Source organism: Vibrio sp. B1REV9 (genome assembly GCF_905175395.2).
GTDB lineage: Bacteria > Pseudomonadota > Gammaproteobacteria > Enterobacterales > Vibrionaceae > Vibrio > Vibrio alfacsensis.
The window spans coordinates 87079-100835 of the sequence record NZ_HG992746.1; the positions used below are offsets into that span (position 1 = coordinate 87079).

The following is a 13757-nucleotide window of genomic DNA, read 5'->3' on the forward strand; positions in this document are numbered from 1 at the left end:
CACCTTTTAAGGAGGGGGCAACTCCTCCTTACTTTTCTATATTTATTCAATATTCGCTAGCAGGTTCCCTATGCAGTCAGTTCAAGGTACAAATGCTATGACAGCACCAGAAGCCAACCTTCCGAGCAGCAAAAAAGTGTTTATCAAATGGGCACTATTAGGCACAGTCGGCATTATCAATGGCTACGCTACTATCCTAATGTATTCTCGCGGTGAGATCGCTTTTGCGTTACTGACGCTTATTCTTACCGGTTTAGCTCTGTATATTTTCGGTAGTAAAAAGACTTACGCACATCGTTATATTTACCCAGGTATCGCCGGGATGATTCTGTTCATCCTTTTCCCATTGGCGTACACCATAGGATTAGCGTTTACCAACTACAGTGCAAAAAACCAATTATCGTTCGATCGTGCACAAACCGTACTGCTGGATAGAACCTATCAAAGTGGTGAAAGTTACCCGTTTACCTTGTACAAAACTGAACAAGGCCACCAAATTGTGGTGAAGAAAAACGGTGAGCTTCTTGCGACACCAAACTTCACACTTAACGGACTTTCAGCGACCGATTTCGATTTAACGCCAATCACTCAAGAGCCAACTGGTGAAAAAGAACCGATCAAAACGATCGTTAAAAACCGTAGTGCATTGAGTGGGGTCGATCTTCACCTACCAAACGGTGATGACATTCGTATGAGCGGTCTACGTAAGTTTGCAGCGGTTGTACCATTGTACACATTACAAGAAGACGGTGAGTCACTTTACAACAACCGTACGGAAGAACTGCTACGCCCTAATATGGAAGTCGGTTACTACCAACCAGTTGATGCAAATGGTCAATTTGTTGGTGACACCGTTTCACCTGGTTTTGTGGTTAGCATTGGTACTCACAACTTTGAACGTGTGTGGAAAGACGACGGCATCAAAGAACCATTTATTAGTATTTTCATCTGGACCATTGTGTTCTCAGCATTGACGGTACTGTTTACGTTGGTGATTGGCCTTGTATTGGCAAGTGTTGTGCAATGGGAAGCGCTGAAAGGACGTTCTGTCTACCGTTTATTGCTTATCTTACCTTATGCGGTACCAGCGTTTATTTCTATCTTGATTTTTAAAGGTCTATTTAACCAAAGCTTTGGTGAAATCAATATGTTGCTAGAAGGGCTGTTTGGTATAAGCCCGGCGTGGTTCTCTGACCCGTTCCTAGCGAAGACAATGATCCTGATTGTGAACACTTGGTTAGGCTTCCCTTACATGATGATTCTGTGTATGGGCTTGTTGAAGGCGATTCCAGAAGACTTATATGAAGCGTCTGCGATTGATGGTGCGAACTTTATTACCAACTTCACACGTATCACGCTACCAATGATGCTTAAGCCATTAACGCCACTATTGATTGCGAGCTTTGCTTTTAACTTCAACAACTTTGTATTGATTCAATTGTTGACAGGTGGTGGCCCGAACATGATCGGCACGTCAGAGCCTGCAGGTTACACAGACCTATTGGTTAGCTACACGTACCGTATCGCGTTTGAGGGTGCTGGTGGCCAAGACTTTGGTCTAGCAAGTGCAGTCGCAACACTGATCTTCCTGTTGGTTGGCGCGTTAGCTTTACTCAACCTACGTGTAACCAAAGTAGCTCAAGATTAAGGAGACATCATAATGGCAATGGTACAAGGCAAGTCATTAAAATATCGAGTTTGGGCTACGCATGCAGCAATGTGGGCATTCTTAGCTCTGATCATCTTCCCACTGCTGATGATCATCGCAATTTCATTCCGTGAGGGTAACTTCGCGACGGGTAGCTTGATTCCGGATAACCCAACATTGGATCACTGGAAATTGGCTCTGGGTATGTCTATTACGAATGCTGATGGTTCGGTGACACCACCGCCATTCCCAGTAATGACATGGCTATGGAACTCAGTAAAAGTAGGCGGTATTTCTGCAATTTTGATTGTGGCACTGTCAACAACATCTGCTTATGCGTTTGCTCGTATGAAGTTCAAAGGCAAGAACACCATCCTTAAAGCAATGATGATCTTCCAGATGTTCCCAGCAGTATTGGCACTGGTTGCACTTTACGCTCTGTTTGACAAGTTGGGTCAGTACATTCCGTTCTTAGGCTTGAATACCCACGGTGGTTTGATCTTCGCTTACTTGGGTGGTATTGCACTGCACGTTTGGACGATTAAGGGTTACTTCGAAAGTATCGACTCTTCTCTAGAAGAAGCGGCAGCGCTCGATGGTGCGACACCATGGCAAGCATTCCGTTTGGTATTGCTCCCACTGTCTGTGCCAATCCTGGCTGTAGTGTTTATTTTGTCATTTATCATGGTGATCGGTGAAGTTCCGGTAGCGTCACTGCTGCTATCTGATGTAAACTCGTATACGTTAGCAGTTGGTATGCAACAGTATCTTTACCCACAAAACTACCTATGGGGTGACTTTGCAGCGGCTGCGGTACTTTCAGCAGTACCAATTACAGCGGTATTCTTACTTGCTCAACGCTGGCTTGTTGGTGGTCTAACGGCTGGTGGTGTGAAAGGTTAATTCTTAATTGGTCATTAAGTCTTAACGTAAACTGAATAATAAGAAATAGGGCGACCAACAGGTCGCCCTTTTAAATAGCGTTGATATTACAATTTTGGTTTGGCCGCCGATCAGTAATATCCGCTTTTTGTTGGCGTTACGCATAGCTGGCTGTTAGCTTAGTTCCTTACGCTTTAATCACTAACAGTTTTTGTAACCATAACCTGAGTCTAGACTCAGGTTTTTTTATGTCTGTCTTTTAAACAGATATATGTTGTTATGTTTTAATTAGAGATTAGCGATTTTGTAATGGATTACACAGATGCTCAAAACTGCGTTGCGTAGCACATCACATAAATATCTTAAAAAGTAGGGGTATACGAAAGGGTAAGAGGGCGTAAGTTAAAACTCTCGGCTTGAGGGAGCACAGCCAACGTATTGCAGCAAGGTATAGAGGCTTTCTTGTTTCAGAGCGACCCGACGAAACAAGTTCGCGAACGTAGAATCACCACCAAAACAGGCTTGAATGTAGTGGTTAATTTCAGCTTCGTTATAACCCTCGACATACATGGTACGCACCCATTGGTATTCTACTGCTTTCAAGTTGGTTAATGTGCTCTCACTTAAAGTTGTGCTTTGTAATTTCAAGATCCTAACTCTATACAACGCCGAACAAGTCAGAGAATTTAAGCAGATCTTGGTGAAATATTTATGACAATAACGAAGCAAATGATGACAACAACCTTGAAAAACGTCGTAATCATGACATTGCTTCGCATTGTGACTTTGCATGATGGGGTGGGAGAGAGTAGAAACCGCAGAAACCGCAGAAACCGCAGTTGTCAGTTGCTAGTGGGGCGATTTCAAATATTTGACGTGAGCTTCCATTTCTTCGCCAATCTCTTTGCGCATGTTCATAAGGCGGATAGCCGATTGCTCTAACGCGTTATCTTCGTCTGATTTCGGAACCCACTTCGGCACATCTGTGGGTTTGCCATTCTCATCAACCGCAACCATGATAACAATGCAGTGCGTGGTCAGACGATTTTTTAGCACTTTGGGGTCGCTTGCTTGGACATCAATCGCAATGTGCATTGAAGTACGTCCGGTGTAGATGACTTTTGCACTGACTTCGACCAAATTACCGACATGAATGGGGGCCACAAAACGAATACCGCCTGCATACGCGGTGATGCAATATTTGCCACTCCACGCCGCACTGCAAGCATAAGCGGCTAAGTCTATCCACTTCATTACGGCGCCACCATGGACTTTTCCGCCGAAGTTCACATCCCCTGGTTCAGCAAGAAAGCGAAGCGTAATATCTCTTTGACCACTGCTCATCTGTCATTCCTTTTTGATTTATCGCACTTGTTAAATTTAATGTAACAGCATGCGCTTGGTTCGGGAATAGCAGGTGCAACAAATTGTTAACTTTGCTTTGTCTTAATATTTGAGGCTTAAGAGTTAAGACTTAAGGTGTTGCGGGCGGCAAATCTGCATTGGCAATAGGTGGTTTACGACGTAGTTTGATTTGCGAAAGGATAACCCCAGAGATCACCAACATGCCGCCGATGATATGGTAGGCATGAATCTTCTCCCCAAGCAGTGTAGAGGCGAGTGCCACGGACACAACAGGCATTAAGTTCATGAACATAGCGCTTGAGTCAGCCCCAATTAAATCGATCGCTTTTACCCACATGAGCGGGGCAAAAATGGATGCAGCAATGCCCGCGTAAGCAATCAGAGGTAGTGCGCTTTGGCTTGGTAGCAAGTGCTCGCTGCGAAGCCATAAAGGCATTAGCATGATCAGAGTGAATGCGCCTTGCATGTAAACCAGAGTCATGCTGTTGAACGGCATTTTCCAACGCTTAAGCAGCACACAGTAAACCGCGTAGCAAAGGGACGCTAAAATCATCAAGCTATCCCCTTGAGTCATGTCTTGATGAAAAAAGTAGCGAATATCGCCATGGCCAAGCATGAACGCGAGCCCCGACAATGAGAGTACCCCACCGACAATACTCAGCATGGAAATGGATTTGCCTAAAAGAGGCACACTTAAGAACACACTCATTAGTGGCACAAGGGAGGTGATCAGCGCCATATTGGAAGCGGATGTCGTTAAACCCGCGTAGTAACCAAGCGATTGGTTAAGAACCATGCCCAAAAGTGCGAGTACCGCTAATTTGGTCAGGTGAGGCTTTATGATATGACGTTGTCTGAGCACGGCTGGGAGACAAAATGGCGTTAAAATCACCATCGCTAGTAGCCATCGGTAAAAACTCATTGCGCTCGGTTCTATTGTGCTTGAGGCCATTTTATTCACAATGGCATTACCGCCCCAAATCATAACAGTGAAAAACGGAAGCAAGTAAACCATGAGAACCTCATCGCACAATAATTGATGGCGCTAGTCTGACAGGTCTTTATAATGGAAAGTATCTCTAGAAAGACATCGTAAGCGATAGGAAGACAATTTTGAGAAAGAGTACAAGGAATCTTCATCCATCATTATCAATTGATATAGCGCCATCCGATGTATTTATGAATTTCGAGGCTTTCCTTTCGAACACGGAAACACGAATTCATAGCCACCCTTGGGGGCAAGTCCAGTTGATAAGTGGCGGCATTTTAGAAATGGATGCTGAAGATACTCGCTTTTTAGCTCCGCCTCACCTTGCTATTTGGGTCCCTGCTGGAGTCCGGCACACAAGCTATAACCGAAAACCTTTGGAATATTGTTCTCTCAATATTGCCCCAGAATTAACCCCACATTTTCCAACAAAAACCAGCTTGATCAAGGTAACGCCAATTGTGTCGGCGATTGTGGAAGACTTTCGCCAGCGAAAAATCAACGTTGCGCAGAGTGATGAAGACAAGCGTATTGTTCAAGTTTTACTAGATCAGCTTGCGAAGCAAGAAGTCGAGCATCACTTTTTACCAACGACCAATAATAAGTACCTTGAACCCATTTTGAAAGCTGTTGAAGAGGCGCCGACAGATGATGTTAGCCTAGGAGAATGGGCAGAAAAAGTGCACACAACGGAGCGCACGTTGGCGCGCCACTGCCAGAGTGAATTAGGGATGAGCTTTACAGAATGGCGATTGAGAGTGCGCTATTTGCATTCAATGGAGCTGTTAAGAAAAGGGCAAACCGTGAAAGAAGTGGCGCTCACGTTAGGTTACAACCAAGCCAGTCCATTTATCGCTATGTTTAAGAAATACTCCGGTATTACACCGGAGCAATATAAGAATCGCTTGTTATAGTTGAGTTGGTTATCAACCTGAGCAGCTTCTGATTCAGAAGCTGCTGTCATTATATATTTAAACCCTTAAATTCCCTTTTTGTAGCGTGAATCCGCAGCGCACCCGCAATCAAGCTCTATGTCTAGCTCTAATTAATAACAAACTGGTTAACATTAAGCCGAAAATTGCTGCCATATGGGGTTCAGAAACTTCTACCTTTGAAACAGCCACGTTTGTGAATGTACCAACTTCAATAATGTTGTTTCTGTCATCGAAAATCACTTGATTGATGATAACGCTTTGCGAGTTTGCCGTTTGAAATCCGAGGTACAGAAGACCGTCACTGTTTTCAAAAACAATCGACATATCTTGGAAAGTATCTTCAATCGGTGACGTCAACCAAAGCTCTGATGTTAGACCACCAAAGCTTAATGCTGGTTCGTTAAAATCTGCTCTGATGTCAGACTCTGACCAGACTAAGCTCCCTAGAGGGGCAACATCAATAGACACATCGGCAGAGAAAACATCGTAGCTGTACCAAGGGCCATCAACTAAGCCTGTGGGAAGGTTTGGATGTGCGCCAAACAACTCGAGCTGTAAATCATCAGAATCAACCATGATGCTAAATGAGCCAGTAAAAGAGTTGTTCACATCAGGTGTAATATCGCCAGATATTTCATAAATCATTCCTGCATCAGCCTTGAATGTGACACTGGCAGAAACAACCAAAAACAGTATTAAGCCCTTAATATTCATATTCTTCATGACGTCCTGTTCGCAATAGTTTTCTGCTTTAAGGCAATTATCACGCCATAATAAATTTCCTTATATAACAATCTGTTAGGAGTTGTCCATGAGCTGGTTGTAAATTTTTCTGACAGTCGGGCTCGAAGTTTACTGTCAATTTAGCTAAAGCAAGATGGGCAATAAATGCCGAGTTGAGTTCTCATCTAATTGATTTCTGTAGGCTGACGGGCGGTGACTTATCATATCGAATGACGCTTCATCGCTTAAATCCGTTTTCAGAAGACTTACGTTAGCGGATGGTGGTGCAAAAGTGAGTTTAATTTGAGTGTACGTAAATGGCACAGTGAAGCCATTCCGCTATCACGCATCTTTGTTAAGAATTTTTACGGTCGGTACATTGAAGCTTGAAAGTGCCCCATAATGAGCTAGCAATAGTTGAGCACAAAACCCTATACATTGCCTTTTGAGTTACTTTTTGTCATGGTATTGGTGATTCTTTCCTCTTAAGCATTTATAGCTTTTTACCAATCCAAATCATGCACTTAACCTCACCCTTACAGGAGTCAATGCAATGTATCATTATACCGACTTAAATGGTTTTCTATCTATAATACAAAATAATTCGCTTTGGCTTACGGACGCGAGAGCTATGAATGATTCACTAGAAATAAGTTGGTTTGGAAAGTTGTTCGCTAAAGGGTTAGAACGCTCTATTGAAGGTTTACATCTATCTCTATCTCAAAAAGAGATTTTAGACGATTTCATCAACTCTTCTTTAAATTCAAACCTAACCCCCCACATATGTTGTTTCTCCAAAGAGGGAGACTTACTTAGTCAATGGCGTGCCTATGCTGATGACGGCTTTGGAGTCTCGATATTCTTCGATGAGTCAGCATTCAATAAAGTCTCCCTGAGTCAGTTGCCAGAGAGGTTGGTCGATTCTACTTTCTATTCAGATATAATTTATAGCCAAGAAGAACAGGAAGTTGCGTCCAAAAATTTGGTAGATAGAACTGTAAATGCAATTAACAAAATATCAGGCAATACCAGGAATGATGCATATAAAACTCTACCCATAAGAGAGTTTTGGGATATCAAGGCTAACATTGAGCTTCAGTCCTACTTTAGTAAAAACCCCGCATTTTCAGAAGAAAAAGAGCTAAGGTTCATAAAACTAGTAGAATTGGATAAATTAAAATACAAAGAAAAATTAAGATTCCGTGTAACAGGAGGCACTATTGCATCATACTTTGAGCTTGAATTTTCAAAACCTTCGATTAAGAGGGTCATTCTAGGCCCAAAATGCAAAGCAGATGGCAATACTATACGATTGTTTTTGGATGCTAATGGCTTTGAACATGTCGAAGTTTTGAAGTCAAAAGCTAGTTACCGATAGCTTTCATATGAAGTATGGCAAGGCTTAAAAGAGGTAGACACCTTTCAAGCCATTAAAATTCTGACCTGCGGTGTATGCGTTGTCGATACGAAATATAATCCGTAATTCCCTAATTTAGAAAAACCAATAACACGTTTATGTCCAATTCTGAGTTAGCGCGTTCTGCGCTAACTCAACAGTGCCAAATCACATCAATGGTGACTGACTACTTACTTAAATCATACGCGCTTGGCTAGCAAGAAATCCAACCCACCCACAACCGCTGCTACTTGAGCATCATTGCACTCTTCGTCCGTCACTTTAGGGCTGTCTGGGTAAACTTCCGTCGTGGTGCCGTAAATACAGTTGGTGACACCGCCACACAAACCTAGCTTCACCATCGGATAGTTGATCACACCAAATTGAACCACAGGAGAGCCGATGATTTCGCCTTTATCATCAGCAGGGGCGATGTGCGTAACTTTAGCTACGGATTCAATAATGGCTTTCTGAAACTCTGGTTGAGGGTTTTCTGTGTCACCTACCGTGTAGAAACCATCTGGGATCATACCCTCAATGTACTCCATGCCATCACGGGCAGCTAGCGCTGGTCGGAATTCGGTTTCGTCAGAATCCGTCGTTTCATGGAGGTCAATGTGCATTAACACATCACCTAATGTTGCCACTAATTTGATGAGGTTCGCCGATTCTTCTGCTGGGCTGTCTGCATAGAAAGAGCGGTTTGGATCAATCGCATTTGGGTTCCAGCGGTTAATCACTTCGTAACCCCAAGGGCTGACACAAGGAGCAACGATGATGTTGAAGTGCTCTGCGTAACGTTCTGCTTGTGTATCTACAAACTTAAGTGCGCCGTGTACACCACTTGTCTCGTAGCCGTGTACGCCACCAGTCACCAAAACGATTGGTTTGTCAGCATCCCAGTTGCGTGTTTTGATGCAAAACAGAGGGAAGCGAGATTCGTCGTAAGAAAGGGCCCCGTATTGCTCCACATCGAAACGATCACGAAGCGCGTCAATCTTAGAGACCACTTCTTGTTGGTAGCTTCGTTTTACGTCTCGTTGCTCAAGCCATGCTCTGCGTTCTGCATCACCCCAAGGTTCGCCTTGGGTGCCGATTGGGTAAGTGTATCCGCTTTTCATCTATACTTTTTCTTTTGTGTGCTTGAAAGGTAAGACAAGACTAGACTTGTCTTATGTTCACAGCAATAGAAAACACAATTTGTGACCTTATTCTTCGCAGAATCATCACTTTGCTGAGTGAGTTAATGATGTTACATATTGTTACTTATTCAATTCCAAACAAGAGAAAATAAAATGGCTGGAGCAAGTTTACTCACACTGTTGGATGATATTGCCGCTGTATTGGATGATGTCGCGTTAATGTCGAAAGTGGCGGCAAAAAAAACAGCCGGGGTTTTGGGCGATGATCTCGCACTAAATGCACAACAGGTATCCGGTGTTGCTGCTGAACGCGAAATTCCAGTGGTATGGGCGGTCGCGAAAGGCTCATTTAAAAATAAGCTGATACTGGTGCCAGCTGCGTTGCTTATTAGTGCGTTTATTCCGTGGCTGATCATGCCATTACTCTTAATTGGTGGTTTGTTTCTTTGTTTTGAAGGTGCAGAGAAGATTTTAGAAAAACTCTTTCCTCATGCTCATCAGCATGAAGATAAAGCGGAGGAGTCCTCTGATACGGGTGAATCCGTGGAAGAGTACGAGAAAAGAAAAGTGGCGGGGGCGATTCGTACGGACTTTATTTTGTCTGCTGAAATCATCGTGATTGCGCTAGGTACGGTAACTGGGACAAGTATCGTGACGCAAATCCTCGTGGTAAGCCTAATTGCGGTCTTGATGACTATTGGTGTGTACGGTCTAGTGGCTGGCATCGTTAAGCTTGATGATTTGGGCTTCTACCTAGAACGCACTTCTAACGGCGAGGGTTTTAAGGCCAAACTCGGTGGTGCTTTAGTGGCGTTCGCGCCAAAATTGATGAAGATGCTTGCGATTGTTGGTACGGCGGCGATGTTCTTGGTTGGCGGTGGTATTGTTGTTCATAACGTACCTGCGATCCATCACTTGATTGAACCTATCATCATGGATTTTCGCGGTCATACTATCGCAACGGCCATTGTGCCAACACTGCTTAACGGTTTGATTGGTGTGTTAGCGGGGTTAGCGGTTGTCGCAGTTTGGACAGTGGTTGAGAAAGTTCGAGGTAAATAACGTTCGTGAGCAATAAGGTCCGAGGTCAATCAGGCCTAAGGTTAATAAGCTCCAAGACAAATAAGCGCTAAATAGAGTACATAGCAGCAAAAAGAAAAAGGTCATGCTTTTCCATATTGAATAAGGCGGCATGACCTTTTTTATTTAATGGGGGTGATTACTTCACTTCCCACTCAATATTTTCGTTTGCACGAATTGGCACCACGATGTCGCTACCAAATGGCATGGTTTCTGGTACCGCCCATGCTGATTTCTCTAGTGTAACGGTATCGGTATTACGAGGCATACCGTAGAAATCCGGGCCATTCAAACTCGCGAACGCTTCTAGGTTTTCCAGCTTACCCTCTTTATCAAATACTTCTGCGTAAAGCTCTAGCGCTGCGTGTGCTGTGTATGAACCCGCACAGCCACAAGCGGACTCTTTTGCGCCTTTTGCGTGTGGTGCTGAATCTGTACCTAGGAAAAACTTTTTGCTGCCGCTGGTTGCTGCTTCGATAAGCGCTTGTTGGTGGGTATTGCGCTTAAGAATTGGTAGGCAGTAGAAGTGAGGTTTAATGCCGCCCACAAGCATGTGGTTACGGTTAAAAAGCAGGTGGTGAGCGGTAATGGTTGCAGCAACGTTATCTGAAGCGTTGTTGACGAAGTTTGCTGCGTCAGCTGTGGTGATGTGTTCAAGAACGATCTTTAGGTTAGGGAAGTCGTTGACGATAGGAGCAAGAACCGTGTCTAGGAATTCTTTTTCACGGTCGAAAATATCAACGTGGTTATGAGTCACTTCACCATGAACCAAAAGCAGCATGCCCACTTCTTCCATCGCTTCAAAAACGTGGTAGATGTTCTTTGCATCGGTTACGCCAGAATCAGAGTTGGTGGTTGCGCCTGCTGGGTAAAGCTTTGCTGCGACAATTTTGCCTGTTGCTTTGGCTTTGCGGATTTCATCTGGTGTGGTGTTGTCTGTCAGGTATAGCGCCATAAGAGGTTCGAATTGCTCGCCGTGTTGCTCAGCAAGGATTCGGTCACGGTAGGCTAGCGCCATTTCAGTATTGGTCACAGGTGGGATGGTGTTTGGCATGATCAGCGCACGGCCGTTGTAACGGCTAATATCGCGAACGGTATCTTTTAATACCTCACCATCGCGTAAGTGAACGTGCCAATCGTCAGGACGAGTAATAGTCAGTGTTGTCATTAATTGCTCCCACCATTTAAAAGTTATGTTTGGAGCCTAAAACGCTGCATTTACCTCAAGAGCAAACGCTTGCGCTTAGGCGACAGGATGATAGTGGAATTACTCTTCCATTGCATCCCATTTTTCACATTTCTTAAAGGTGAGAGCCGAACTGGTTATTTCATCGTCAACCAAAGCGCATGAATGGTGCCCGGAAGGAAGAAGAAAAACGTCAGGATCAGGTTGATGAAGAAGTCTTTCTCTAGCCCTTTTTCCATGTAAACCGCCACTGGTGGAAGGAAGATACAAAGTAGAATTAGGATCAGTTTATTAGTATCCATGAATTATGCTCCGGATAGGTGGAATTAACGTCAAAAAACCGACGCATTATGTGTCTAATATCACATTTTGGCAATGGTTGTTTGGTCAGAATGATGCAAGTTTTAAAAGGATTTCAGTCTTAAATGATGAAGCTCATCTTATCTTAGGTGTTGTTTCTCTTGTGCTGCCGTTGCCTCTTCCTTGTGCTACGTAGAATCTAGCAAAAATAACGTTTTATGTTTACTTGGGCAAGGGTGAAGATAAGGATATGATAGTAGGAAAATTAAAATACACCAGCAGGTAGAAGCTATGTCACATTCCGTTTTATCTCAGATTAATGTTTTCCCCGTAAAATCCGTTGGCGGTGTGGCATTGTCTTCAGCGTGGGTAGAAAAACAAGGTTTGAGTTTTGATCGTCGTTTTATGATTGCGACCTCAGATGGCTCAATGGTGACAGCTCGAAAATTTCCGCAAATGGTGACAATAAAGTCAGCATTGTTGCCTGATGGTGTGGTGTTTACCAGCCTTGGTGAAGCGCCTTTAAAGATCCGCTATCAAGATTTCAAAATGCAGGAAGCACCGGCAACGGTTTGGAAAGACCGTTTTACGGCATACACGACAACCGACGAAGCGGATGATTGGTTTAGTAAAGTCGTGGGTCTGCGAGTCGAGTTGCTTTTTACCGGCGAGCAATCCAATCGTATCAGAGAGAAATTGGGTCACAATGTGAGCTTTGCCGATGGTTACCCAGTGCTTGTGATCAGCGAAGCGTCGCTTGAAGAGTTGAATCGCAGAAGCTCAGAACAGCACTCAATGGATCAGTTTCGCACCAACCTTGTCGTTGCAGACACGAAACCGTTTGAAGAAGATTCATGGAAACGCATTCGCATTGGCGAAGTTGAATTTGAATCAGTCAAACCTTGCGAACGATGCATTCTAACGACCGTGAACACTCAACGCGGCACATTCCGTGAAAGCAAAGAGCCGCTAAGAACATTGCAAGAATTCCGTGCGAATGAGCGTGGTGGTGTGTTTTTTGGACAAAATCTGGTTGCACGCAATGAAGGCATTATCCGCCAAGGGGATAAAGTTGAGGTTTTAGAATATAAAGAGCCAGAGTTTTATCCAGATAATTCCCCTAATCGGATGACGCTAACCTGCGTTGAGCGAGAAGAGATTGCGCGCGACTTTGTGACATTCTGGTTAGAGCCAAGCAAAGGCTGTTTGCCAACGTACTTACCAGGTCAACATCTACCCATTGACGTGGAAGTGGATGGTAAGAAAGTAGGGCGTCGTTACACGCTGTCATCTAGCCCATCTCGCTTAGGTCGTTATGCCATTTCCGTTAAGCGCGTTTCTGGTGGACGCGTGTCCAATGCACTGCTTGATAACCTGCAAGTGGGGGATGTGCTTGAAGCGGAAACACCGGATGGTCAATTTCATCTTAGAGAGCATCAAGCTCAGCCATTACTGCTGCTTTCTGCAGGCAGCGGTGTAACGCCAATGCTGTCTATGGTTCGCTATCTAGCAGATCATAACCAACTCGATGATGTGGTGTTTTACCATCAGTGCAGCAGCGAGATTGATATCCCATGTAAAGATGAGCTCGATGAACTAAAACGCCAACACCCAGGACTGGATGTCAAGATTTGCCTAACCCAGCCAGCGATTGATTGGTTTGGTTTGAAAGGACGCATCAGTTTATCTCATATCAAACAGATTAAAGATGTTGAACAGCGTCAAGTGTTCGTCTGTGGTCCTGATGGTTTTATGCAAAAAGCGAAAAATCTATTGCTTAAGAAAGGGCTGCCGGAAGAACACTATCACCAAGAAGCGTTTGGTGTCGCTGCTGCAACGACGAAGCCAGAAAAGAGTGTAGAAATCGAGTTCAACGGATTTAAGCTCATCGGTAATAACCAACAAACGTTGTTAGAACAGGTTGAAAATGCAGGGCAGAGTATTGCCAATAGCTGCCGTGCGGGCTTGTGCGGAGCGTGTAAGGTTCAATTGGAGTCAGGGCAGGTTGACCACCCAGAGGTTCCTGCAATTACAGAAGAAGAGCGCAGTATGGGCAAGGTGTTGGCGTGTTGCGCTATTCCACAAACAGACGTGACGCTGACAGATTAATAC

The 13757-nt window shown here is 44.2% G+C and carries 13 protein-coding genes; 6 read left to right on the forward strand and 7 right to left on the reverse strand.

The features are described 5' to 3' along the window. The first annotated feature begins 70 nt into the window (after window positions 1-70). Window positions 71-1648 (forward strand): maltose ABC transporter permease MalF, encoded by a 1578-nt coding sequence (gene malF / locus KHN78_RS14515; RefSeq protein ID WP_211916643.1) that lies wholly within the window; start codon window positions 71-73, stop codon window positions 1646-1648. A gap of 12 nt (window positions 1649-1660) precedes the next feature. Beyond that, the gene (gene malG / locus KHN78_RS14520; RefSeq protein WP_128813212.1) at window positions 1661-2551 is read left to right on the forward strand and encodes a maltose ABC transporter permease MalG; all 891 of its coding nucleotides are present in this window, start codon (window positions 1661-1663) and stop codon (window positions 2549-2551) included. A 381-nt stretch (window positions 2552-2932) separates the two neighbouring features. On the opposite strand, the gene KHN78_RS14525 is transcribed toward malG, so the two are convergent. From KHN78_RS14525 to KHN78_RS14535, 3 genes are all read right to left on the reverse strand, one after another. Beyond that, window positions 2933-3178, reverse strand: a complete 246-nt coding sequence (locus tag KHN78_RS14525; RefSeq protein ID WP_211916645.1) for a hypothetical protein — start codon at window positions 3176-3178, stop codon at window positions 2933-2935. Between the two features lie 201 nt (window positions 3179-3379). Continuing rightward, on the reverse strand, window positions 3380-3874 hold the full coding sequence (locus tag KHN78_RS14530; protein ID WP_211916647.1) for an acyl-CoA thioesterase: 495 nt from the start codon (window positions 3872-3874) through the stop codon (window positions 3380-3382). Between the two features lie 130 nt (window positions 3875-4004). Further along, a complete protein-coding gene (locus KHN78_RS14535; protein WP_211916649.1) occupies window positions 4005-4910 on the reverse strand; it encodes a DMT family transporter in 906 nt (301 codons plus the stop codon). Between the two features lie 98 nt (window positions 4911-5008). On the opposite strand from KHN78_RS14535, the gene KHN78_RS14540 reads away from it, so the two are divergent. Beyond that, window positions 5009-5797, forward strand: a complete 789-nt coding sequence (locus KHN78_RS14540; RefSeq protein ID WP_211916651.1) for an AraC family transcriptional regulator — start codon at window positions 5009-5011, stop codon at window positions 5795-5797. Between the two features lie 108 nt (window positions 5798-5905). Here KHN78_RS14540 and KHN78_RS14545 read toward each other — a convergent pair whose 3' ends face one another. Further along, the gene (locus tag KHN78_RS14545; protein WP_211916653.1) at window positions 5906-6541 is read right to left on the reverse strand and encodes a hypothetical protein; all 636 of its coding nucleotides are present in this window, start codon (window positions 6539-6541) and stop codon (window positions 5906-5908) included. A 553-nt stretch (window positions 6542-7094) separates the two neighbouring features. Here KHN78_RS14545 and KHN78_RS14550 point away from each other — a divergent pair. Next, window positions 7095-7919: a DUF2971 domain-containing protein gene (locus KHN78_RS14550; RefSeq protein ID WP_211916655.1), complete on the forward strand. Its 825-nt coding sequence runs from the start codon at window positions 7095-7097 to the stop codon at window positions 7917-7919. A gap of 218 nt (window positions 7920-8137) precedes the next feature. Here the strand turns inward: KHN78_RS14550 and KHN78_RS14555 are convergent, their stop codons facing one another. Continuing rightward, window positions 8138-9058: a M14 family metallocarboxypeptidase gene (locus KHN78_RS14555; protein ID WP_211916657.1), complete on the reverse strand. Its 921-nt coding sequence runs from the start codon at window positions 9056-9058 to the stop codon at window positions 8138-8140. A gap of 174 nt (window positions 9059-9232) precedes the next feature. Here KHN78_RS14555 and KHN78_RS14560 point away from each other — a divergent pair, with 174 nt between their 5' ends. Next, window positions 9233-10141, forward strand: coding sequence for a DUF808 domain-containing protein (locus KHN78_RS14560; protein ID WP_211916659.1), 909 nt, complete (start codon window positions 9233-9235; stop codon window positions 10139-10141). Window positions 10142-10298: 157 nt separating this feature from the next. Here the strand turns inward: KHN78_RS14560 and pyrC are convergent, their stop codons facing one another. Together pyrC and KHN78_RS14570 are read right to left on the reverse strand one after the other, a co-directional pair. Further along, complete coding sequence (gene pyrC / locus KHN78_RS14565; RefSeq protein WP_211916661.1) at window positions 10299-11327, reverse strand: dihydroorotase; 1029 nt, start codon at window positions 11325-11327, stop codon at window positions 10299-10301. Between the two features lie 155 nt (window positions 11328-11482). Continuing rightward, complete coding sequence (locus KHN78_RS14570; protein WP_005453437.1) at window positions 11483-11647, reverse strand: YqaE/Pmp3 family membrane protein; 165 nt, start codon at window positions 11645-11647, stop codon at window positions 11483-11485. Window positions 11648-11936: 289 nt separating this feature from the next. Here KHN78_RS14570 and KHN78_RS14575 point away from each other — a divergent pair, with 289 nt between their 5' ends. Then, on the forward strand, window positions 11937-13754 hold the full coding sequence (locus KHN78_RS14575; RefSeq protein ID WP_211916662.1) for a hybrid-cluster NAD(P)-dependent oxidoreductase: 1818 nt from the start codon (window positions 11937-11939) through the stop codon (window positions 13752-13754). Window positions 13755-13757: the final 3 nt, after the last annotated feature.

Bases quoted from the DNA above. Each gene is read 5' to 3' on its own strand.
- malF (WP_211916643.1), top strand. From the start codon at position 71: ATGCAGTCAGTTCAAGGTACAAATGCTATGACAGCACCAGAAGCCAAC.
- malG (WP_128813212.1), top strand. From the start codon at position 1,661: ATGGCAATGGTACAAGGCAAGTCATTAAAATATCGAGTTTGGGCTACG.
- KHN78_RS14530 (WP_211916647.1), bottom strand. From the start codon at position 3,874: ATGAGCAGTGGTCAAAGAGATATTACGCTTCGCTTTCTTGCTGAACCA.
- KHN78_RS14535 (WP_211916649.1), bottom strand. From the start codon at position 4,910: ATGGTTTACTTGCTTCCGTTTTTCACTGTTATGATTTGGGGCGGTAAT.
- KHN78_RS14545 (WP_211916653.1), bottom strand. From the start codon at position 6,541: ATGAAGAATATGAATATTAAGGGCTTAATACTGTTTTTGGTTGTTTCT.
- KHN78_RS14550 (WP_211916655.1), top strand. From the start codon at position 7,095: ATGTATCATTATACCGACTTAAATGGTTTTCTATCTATAATACAAAAT.
- KHN78_RS14555 (WP_211916657.1), bottom strand. From the start codon at position 9,058: ATGAAAAGCGGATACACTTACCCAATCGGCACCCAAGGCGAACCTTGG.
- KHN78_RS14560 (WP_211916659.1), top strand. From the start codon at position 9,233: ATGGCTGGAGCAAGTTTACTCACACTGTTGGATGATATTGCCGCTGTA.
- pyrC (WP_211916661.1), bottom strand. From the start codon at position 11,327: ATGACAACACTGACTATTACTCGTCCTGACGATTGGCACGTTCACTTA.
- KHN78_RS14570 (WP_005453437.1), bottom strand. From the start codon at position 11,647: ATGGATACTAATAAACTGATCCTAATTCTACTTTGTATCTTCCTTCCA.
- KHN78_RS14575 (WP_211916662.1), top strand. From the start codon at position 11,937: ATGTCACATTCCGTTTTATCTCAGATTAATGTTTTCCCCGTAAAATCC.